The sequence below is a fragment of the Ureibacillus suwonensis genome (assembly GCF_042655065.1).
Classification (GTDB): Bacteria; Bacillota; Bacilli; order Bacillales_A; family Planococcaceae; genus Ureibacillus; species Ureibacillus suwonensis.
The window spans coordinates 43,845-49,847 of record NZ_JBHSNQ010000192.1; the positions used below are offsets into that span (position 1 = coordinate 43,845).

Consider the following 6,003-nt stretch of genomic DNA (forward strand, 5'->3'; position numbering starts at 1 on the left):
CAAGCCACCCCATTAGTATTAATCTATATCAGATTCTTTTCGCACTCAAGTATTTCCTCCAGCGTATATTCAGCCGTGCGTTCCAGTTCTTCTAAATAGACTTGGACGACTCTTTCCAGCACATTGATTCCAACAACCGTTCCAAAGCCATCAGGAGTGATTGTTGTCTCGCCAATATCAGGCATTCCATCTTTCGCTGTTTCATAATCATCATTTTCATATTTCAAGCAGCACATTAGGCGACCACATAATCCAGATATTTTTGTAGGATTTAGTGATAGATTTTGATCTTTTGCCATTTTGATGGAGACCGGATCAAAATCCCCCAGAAATGTTGAACAGCATAGCATTCTTCCGCAAGGACCAATACCTCCGAGAAGTTTTGCCTCATCTCTCACCCCGATTTGGCGGAGTTCGATACGAGTCCGGAAAATCGCGGCCAAATCTTTTACCAGTTCACGGAAATCGACTCTTCCCTCTGCTGTAAAATAGAAAATCACTTTATTCCGATCGAATGTATATTCAACATCCACCAGTTTCATTTCCAGTTGATGTTCGGCTATTTTTACATTCGCTATATCAAAAGCCCGTCTAGCTTCGGCTTTATTTTCTTCCACTTGGATTTTATCCCGCTCAGTTGCAGGCCGTAAAACTTGCTTCAAAGGCAAAACAACATCATTTTCACCAACTTGTCTCATCGGAACAACAATTTTTCCATACTCGACGCCCCGAGCCGTTTCAACTATGACATATTGGTCCTTTTCAAGTTGATATTCTCCAGGGTCAAAGTAATATATTTTACCCGCCCGTTTAAAGCGGACTCCTACCACATTATACAAAGGAATACCCCTCCTGCAATTTCAGCATCAGCTGTTCCAATAAAAGCGTGCGATTCATATTGCGACCTACATTTTGTCTTGCTTGCAATATTGCTTGCATTTGATTCGACAACTGCTCAAAAGTTGAAGTTAATGCAATTTCTTTCCATCTATCCATCATATCCGGATAAGTGCAAGCACTTTCTGGGTTTGCCTTTATTGCTACAATATCACGATAAGCCAACAGAAGTAAATCGAGACTGAGTTCAAAATCGCTTTTTTCCTTCAGGTTTGGAAGCCATTCGTCGTATACAATCAACAAGGCTTCGTTTACATTTTTTCTGACAGTCTCAACTAATTTTAACACTGTTTTTCTTGCCAGTGCAAACTGCTCATCCTGCGCTAAAGCAAGACCTTTCTCCACACTGTTCGTCACTTGGCTGACAGTGGAAGCCATGGAAAAGGTTAACCCTTGTTGCTGCAACTGTTGAATCAATAAGTCTTTCGGAATGCTTGAGAACTTGATATGTTGGCAGCGGGATTGAATCGTCGGCAATATGGATTGATATTGTTCCGTCAGGAGGATGGCCGTTACTTGTCCATCCGGTTCCTCCAAAAACTTCAACAGCGTATTGCTGGCGGCGATATTCATTTTATCCGCTTGATGAATGACATATATCTTTCTTCCCTCTTCTATGCCCGTCCTTGTCATATTCGAAATTAAGTCCCGGATTTGTTCCACTTTGATAAATTGCCCATCCGGTTCTATATGTAAAATGTTCGGATGGTTCCCGGATTCGACACGTTTACAATTTCTGCATGTTTCACATGGAACATTTTTCGACGGATTCAGACAGAGCATCAATTTGATAAAAAATTTTGCCACTTCTTTTTTGCCCGTCCCTTTTTCCCCTTCAAAAATATAAGCATGGGCAATGCGCCCTTTTTCAAAAATCATCTGTAATTGTTTCATGACAATGGGCTGCAATTTCATAAGCTCATCTATTGTTTCAAACATGTTCTTTCACCTTTTCCCCAATCTGGACGATTATTTTTTTAGAAAAAATCCCGTGTCTATCAAAAGGGGAAAGACACGGGTTTTACATATATAGATTAATTAGCAGGCCTTTTATTTCGCCAATTTTATCGAGCAAATCAATCGTATCCTTTTCTTCGTCCAAAATATCCTGAGCAAGTTCAACCAAACGTTGATCAATCGTTTTAATAATTTTCAACCTTCTGCCTTCACCGAATCGATTCCAAGTGTGGGACTGTTTCAATTCAAGGCCGTATTCGACAGCTTCTTGCAAAAAACGCTTTACGAGCATTTTAAACCTAGCCAAATCCCGCAGGTTTCTCGACCTTGCGACCCGATCGCCCGCCGCAGAAATATCCCCCAGCAGCCGGGTCAATTGCTCGTTTTGCAATTTTTGTCCCTGCCTTAAAACCAGTTCTCCGAAGCGGTTGTTGGTTTCGGCCGGTTGTTTCATTTCATGTAAATTTGTTTTGATTCCTACCCGTATATCTTGGTTAATCTTCATGTTACTCAGCCCCTACACACTTCTTTTTGGAAATTCGGTTTATTAAAAGTGGTGATATGCTTCGATCGGCAAAACGAATACCGTTGCGCCGCCAACTTCCACCTCGACCGGATACGGAATATAGGTGTCCGCATTTCCTCCCAGAGGTGAAACAGGAGTGACCATTTGTTCCCTTGCCCGACAATTATCCCGAATGATATCCAGCACCTTTGAAACATCTTGATCTTCTACGCCTATCAAAAATGTCGTATTTCCCGAGCGCAAGAATCCGCCGGTACTTGCCAACTTAGTCGCGCGAAAGTTTTGCTTCATTAAAGCATTCGACAGCCGGTTGCTATCTTGGTCTTGAATGACCGCAACGATTAATTTCATTCACTCACTCCTATAATTGCGTATTTTTATTATATCATATTACCCATTTTCACTTCATTTCCTGCTTTCAAAAAAATTCGCCATTCAGATGGTGGATTGTTCGTATTCGTAAAAGGAAGTTTTTTATCTTATTTTATGAATGAAACAATGATTTTGTCCTGCATCTTGATATCTTTGCATGCACCACACACGTAACAGATGGGAATCCCTAAAACTTTTATAAAGAAGCACGAATGTTTTTTACAGTTTACCCTCAAAACAAAAAGAAAAGAATCCTGCATAAAGCAGAATCCTTCTATTAATGATTCCGTTTTAAATAATTTAATATTTCGTTCAAAACAAGTTGGAATACCGTTTCCATGTCCTGCTCGGCATCAATTTTTTTGATTCTTTCAGGAAATTCTTCTAAAAGATGATAGTAGCCTTCTCTCACTTTACGGTGAAAATCCAACGACTCCAAATCCAGACGATTGACTTCCCGGTCTCCGTTTTTCCGTATCCTTGAAAGCCCCACCTCGGGAGAGACATCCAAAAATAAAGTCAAATGAGGCATATAACCATCAATCGCAAATTGGTTAATGGTCAATATTTCTTCTATTCCAAGACCTCTGGCATATCCTTGATATGTTAAACTGCTGTCTATATATCGGTCACATAATACGATACTGCCTTTTTCTAATGCTGGAATAACCTTTTCTACAAGATGCTGTCTTCTTGCAGCAGCATACAAAAGCGCTTCTGTCTTTGCATCCATCCTTACATTCTTTTTGTCCAAAATGATATTTCGAATCTGTTCCGCAATTTCAATTCCTCCAGGTTCTCTCGTACAAACGACTTCATACCCCTGTTGAACCAAGTATTCCGCTAATCGTTTCAGGACCGTACTTTTTCCTGCACCTTCTCCACCTTCAAAACTGATTAAATATCCCACAAGTTGTTCCTCCAATGAATGTTTTTTTTCATGCCGATTAAGGCTTTACGACACAAAGGAGCTTTTCTTCAAGCCGAATTTCCCCTTGGAACGCAGCTCCTACTGCGATCAATTCTTCCAATTGACTCAGTTTTGACACCGTAATTTTTTCCCCGGATATAAACAAAGGGATTCCCGGTGGATATGGTATCACCATGCCCGCTGACACTCTGCCCATGGCTCGCACATAAGGAATCCATTCGGTCTCCATATCCGCCAATTCATCGAAAGAGTACTCGGGAATGGAGATTTTCTGGATTTCTTTCAACGGATTTGATAATACGTTTGTTTTTTCCCTTTTCTTCAAAGAAGCAACAGCTTCTTTTATTTGGATTCTTGTTTCTGCAAAAGGGAAATTTTGACCTTGCTTCAATAGAGGCAAGATCAATAACACTTGATGGACATCAGCCATTTCCGGATATATCCCACTATTCTCCAACGATTCTTTCAACTGGAAACCAGTGTAGCCTGGCACCCTAAGCAGCACTTTTAACGGATCGTCGACTTCGATAACTTCCAGCGGCTGGATTGAGCGCAATGCCTCAATCCATTGGTTCCGTTTTTCAAAGAAATAGCTTGCATCAATTTCTGAATACGTTTGAACATAATGCCTTGCATCATCCAATGATGCGAGCAATAAATAGGATGGACTGCTGGATTGCAACATGCGCAAATAACGGTTCACCCGTTCCGCATCCACAATGTTCGATTTAATATGTAAAAATGAAGCCATCGTCATTGCCGGCAATGTTTTATGGGCGGATTGGACAACAATATCCGCGCCGACATCCAATGCCGATTCCGGAAATCGTTTGCTCGCAGATAAATGGGCTCCGTGGGCTTCATCCACCAGCACCGGGATCCCCAATTCATGACATAGAGCTATTTGCTGTTTCAATTCCTTCGATACGGCTCCGTAATAAGTTGGGGAAGTTAAAATGACCGCTTTGACGTCTTGGTGAAGCAGTAACACCTCTTTCAAAGTCGATAACGACACATGGGTGGCCGTCCGGGTTTCCCCGTCCCATTCCGGCGAAACATAGATCGGTTTAGCCCCCACCAATTGAAGGCCGTGAAATATCGATTTGTGCGCATTTCTTTGCACAATCACTTTTTCATTTCTTTTGCACGTGGCATAAATCATTGCCAAATTTCCAACCGTTGAGCCATTCACTAAAAAGAAACTTCGATCTGCACCATAGGTTTGGGCCAATAGCTGTTCCGCTTCATAGATGGCCCCTTCCGGATGATGAAAATCATCAAGGCCCGTCAATTCCGTTAAATCAAAGGGGAGTGCCCCTTGCAATTCTTTAGGCAGTCCGGATATGAACCCATTTTTATGGCCCGGTACATGAAAGGATGTGGGCTGTTTTTCTACAAATTTCTTTAGTGTTTCAACTAATGGACGTCCTATTCTCATCGTCTTCCCCCCTGTACTACTGACTTTTATTATAGTCTGAATGGAAGAAAAACTCATCTTCTGATAATGAATTCATTGAAAATGAATTCATCCATTCGGGGAAGCTCACTGTATCCCCGTTGTCAAAATATTAAGATGCCATTTTTTTTGGCACGATGAAAAATTTGATGACCAAAGACGGTTTGGCATAAAATATAGAAAAATTAGGAAACGAAAATTATGAATAAGCTATTGAATTTCTTTTATCCTAGGGGGAAGAAAAATGGCAGAAGACAAAAAATCACCTGAAGCGAGAAGAGAAAGCATGAGGCGAATGGAAAGATAACCAGCCAACTGGAAATTAAGAATGAATAGACTTTCGGTCTTTAATAGGAGGGGGCAAATAAATAATTAACCTCTAAATAACTTGTATCGTTTTTAATTCCATTCCGTTTCCTTATATAAATGAATGAAAAAGCAGAAAACTAAAATATAGTGATTTTTATTAACGGCGTCCTACTCTCGCAGGGGATCCCCCCAACTACCATCGGCGCGAACTCCGAAGCACGTTAACCGGCTACTCTCGTCAGCTTCGGCGGTCCGGTGCTCACGTACCCGACGCTTGCGCTCCGGGCCGCCTCGCTTCCTTGATCTTCTTGGTCCCCGTGCTTCTCGTCTGCTTCTAATCGGCTTGCCGCTTCACTTTTTGGTTCCTGCTACTGTATCGCGCCGAACTGACCTCCGGTCTTTGGTAGTTAAGGGCGTTTTTGGCAATTAAAAGGGGCTGTCCGAAAAGTCGATTGAATCGACCTTCGGCTCAGCCCTTTTTTCTGTTTTTAGGGTACAAAAAAATCGTCCTTTTTTATAGAATGAAATTGACCAAAAAATATTCTAAAGAAAGGA

6 protein-coding genes are annotated in these 6,003 nt (G+C 41.4%); all 6 read right to left on the reverse strand.

The window, feature by feature from the left end:
• Positions 1-23 precede the first annotated feature (23 nt).
• Positions 24-839 (reverse strand): PSP1 domain-containing protein, encoded by an 816-nt coding sequence (locus ACFPOH_RS16195; protein WP_342580699.1) that lies wholly within the window; start codon positions 837-839, stop codon positions 24-26.
• Complete coding sequence (holB, locus tag ACFPOH_RS16200; RefSeq protein ID WP_342580698.1) at positions 832-1,836, reverse strand: DNA polymerase III subunit delta'; 1,005 nt, start codon at positions 1,834-1,836, stop codon at positions 832-834. Before holB ends, ACFPOH_RS16195 begins: the two co-directional genes overlap by 8 nt.
• Before the next feature lie 82 nt (positions 1,837-1,918).
• The gene (locus ACFPOH_RS16205) at positions 1,919-2,359 is read right to left on the reverse strand and encodes a YaaR family protein (RefSeq protein WP_342470713.1); all 441 of its coding nucleotides are present in this window, start codon (positions 2,357-2,359) and stop codon (positions 1,919-1,921) included.
• Between the two features lie 42 nt (positions 2,360-2,401).
• Entirely contained in the window at positions 2,402-2,731 is a 330-nt protein-coding gene (locus ACFPOH_RS16210) for a cyclic-di-AMP receptor (RefSeq protein ID WP_342470714.1), read from the reverse strand.
• 298 nt (positions 2,732-3,029) lie between these two features.
• Positions 3,030-3,662: a dTMP kinase gene (gene tmk / locus ACFPOH_RS16215; RefSeq protein ID WP_342470715.1), complete on the reverse strand. Its 633-nt coding sequence runs from the start codon at positions 3,660-3,662 to the stop codon at positions 3,030-3,032.
• Positions 3,663-3,699: 37 nt separating this feature from the next.
• Positions 3,700-5,121 carry an aminotransferase class I/II-fold pyridoxal phosphate-dependent enzyme gene (locus ACFPOH_RS16220; protein WP_342470716.1) on the reverse strand — a complete coding sequence of 474 codons (1,422 nt, stop codon included), beginning with the start codon at positions 5,119-5,121 and terminating at the stop codon, positions 3,700-3,702.
• Positions 5,122-6,003 lie beyond the last annotated feature (882 nt).